We start from the raw sequence: 2,119 nt of genomic DNA on the forward strand, positions 1-2,119 counted from the left end.
GCCAGCTTCGCCGACTCCCCCGCCACCACGCTGCCCACGAGGACGAAGAGGGCGAGCAGGGCGAGCAGGCTGCCGACCAGGGCGACGGCGACGCTGAGCGGCCGTGGCAGGAGGCGGTTCAGCAGGTCGGCCAGGGGGCGCAGGACCGCGGTGACGACCAGGGCCAGGAAGACGGCCGTGGCGATGAGCTGGAAGCGGCCGAGGACGGTGAAGACGCCGTAGACGACGATGCCGACGAGGACGAGCCGCCAGGCGTAGTCGGCGGCGACGCGCAGCCAGGGGACCGGGTGCTCGGCCTTCACGGCGGCGGGAGCGGGCCGCCTCCGCGGCGGGAGGCGTACGGAGTGCGCCGGACGGCTGCCCAGCACGGCGCCGCCCGTCCGGCGCCCGCGGCCCCGCCCGGACGCCGGACCACCCGCATCCGTCACCGCGCCTCCCGTTTCCGACCGGCCGTCACGTCGGGACCGTCGCCACGCCGGCTGTGACGGTCGTATCCAGAGCACGGTAAGGGCCGGCGGAGCGGGGGCACGGGTGCGGTTCGCCCGGTCGGGCGGTCGTCGGGGGCGTCGGGGGGAACGGGTGCCCGTCCGGCGTACGGCGCCGCGCGCGGCCGGGGACCGCGGGAGCTCGGCCTGTCACGGCGGGGTCTCCTCCAGCAGGTCGGGGCCGTCGTCGCGTACGTTGTTGACGGCCGGGGAGACGGGCCGGGTGCCGAGGTGCCCGCCCGCCGGGGCTCAGCAGTTCCCGCAGCTCCTCGGGGTCCTGGTGACGGGGGTCGGGCCAGGCGTCGTAGTGGTCCGGAGTGAGGGCGAGCGGCATGCGGGGGTGGACGCGGCCGGCGGCGTCGGTGGCCTCGGTGGTGATGATGGTGCAGGTCGTCAGCCGGGCGGCGGGGTCGTCGTCCCGTTCGGCCTCCGGGTCGCGCCAGTACTCGTACAGTCCGGCGAACGCCGTCGGCCGGCCGTCCTCGGGGCTGATGAAGTACGGCTGCTCGCGGGTCCTGCCGGTTGTCCCGGACGCGACCTGCCGCCCTTCGCAGAAGCCGTCGGCGGGCAGCGGGCAGCGGCGTTCGGCGAAGGCGCGGCGGAAGGCGGGCTCCTCGTGCACGGTCTCGGCCCGTGCGTTGATCAGCCTGGCGCCGATCCGCTCGTCCTTCGCCCAGGACGGGACCAGTCCCCAGCGCAGCGGTCGCAGCGCCCTGTGCGCGGAGGCGGCCTCACGGTCCTCCCGCGGGGAGCGTTCCGGTACGGCCCACACCCGGTTGGTCGGGGCGACGTTCCAGCTGGGCTCCAGCGCCTCCTCCGGGCACCACTCGGTGACCCCGAAGTGCTGGACCAGCTCCTCGGGGCCGCGGGTGGAGACGTAGCGACCGCACATGGGACCCCATCCGGGAAAGGTCACATTTACGTATCGGACATACCGCACTTCAATCTTCACACGAGGCACACACGTTCGCTAAGTTGACGTCCAGGCCGCACGATTGCCTCCGGCGAGTCCCGTCGGATCGTGCGGCCTCCGCCGAGTCCGGTACGCCCCCCACGGCATCCGGAGCCGGGGACCCGACCGGCATCGGGGTGAATCGGCTCAACCGTCCCTCCGGACAAGGGCCGTAGGGCACGCCTTCCGCAGAACGTCCGCCCGAACCCGACAGCTGACTCGGCAGGCGGCCTATGGAAGGAGTGCGTCTTCCTTGGCGCCGGAACGACCGAGCGACGACAAGCCCAGTCGCGCTGAGGTGCAGCAGCGGATCAGCAGCCTCTACGACCAGGCGGAGAACGCCACGGGCAACTTCAACGCCACCCGCGCGATGAGCAAGAGCGGGCGTGCGCGGGGTGGTTCCCGGGGCTCCGATGCGGCCCCTGACCAGGTGGCCAGGCAGTGGTTCGACGTGGCGCGCGCCCAGCTGGGCCCGATCGTTCCGGCGGTCCTGCCGCCCGACCGCATGCCGAGCCGGGCCAACTCCCGTACGGAGAAGCCGAGCAGGCGTCCGGCGGATGTTCTGGAGGGGCTGGGGCTGGAGGGCAAGCCGCCCCGGCTGGAGCTGTCCGCGGGTGCGGCGCAGGCCGGGCCGGCACCCGAGCTCCCGGCCGTCGCGGCGGCCCCGCCGGTGCGGGAGTTG

At 74.1% G+C, this 2,119-nt stretch carries 3 pseudogenes and 1 riboswitch; of the pseudogenes, 1 reads left to right on the top strand and 2 read right to left on the bottom strand.

What is annotated here, in order from left to right:
- Positions 1 to 428 (bottom strand): annotated as a pseudogene (locus tag RH94_RS44410) (AI-2E family transporter); the annotation flags it as partial.
- A 207-nt stretch (positions 429 to 635) separates the two neighbouring features.
- Positions 636 to 1,377, bottom strand: a pseudogene (locus RH94_RS24080) (SOS response-associated peptidase).
- 129 nt (positions 1,378 to 1,506) lie between these two features.
- A riboswitch (cyclic di-AMP (ydaO/yuaA leader) is annotated at positions 1,507 to 1,682 on the top strand.
- Positions 1,683 to 1,690: 8 nt separating this feature from the next.
- Here RH94_RS24080 and RH94_RS41530 point away from each other — a divergent pair.
- A pseudogene (locus tag RH94_RS41530) lies at positions 1,691 to 2,119 on the top strand (C40 family peptidase); the annotation flags it as partial.

Origin of the sequence: Streptomyces kebangsaanensis, from assembly GCF_001906585.1 — a bacterium.
Classification (GTDB): Bacteria; Actinomycetota; Actinomycetes; order Streptomycetales; family Streptomycetaceae; genus Streptomyces; species Streptomyces kebangsaanensis.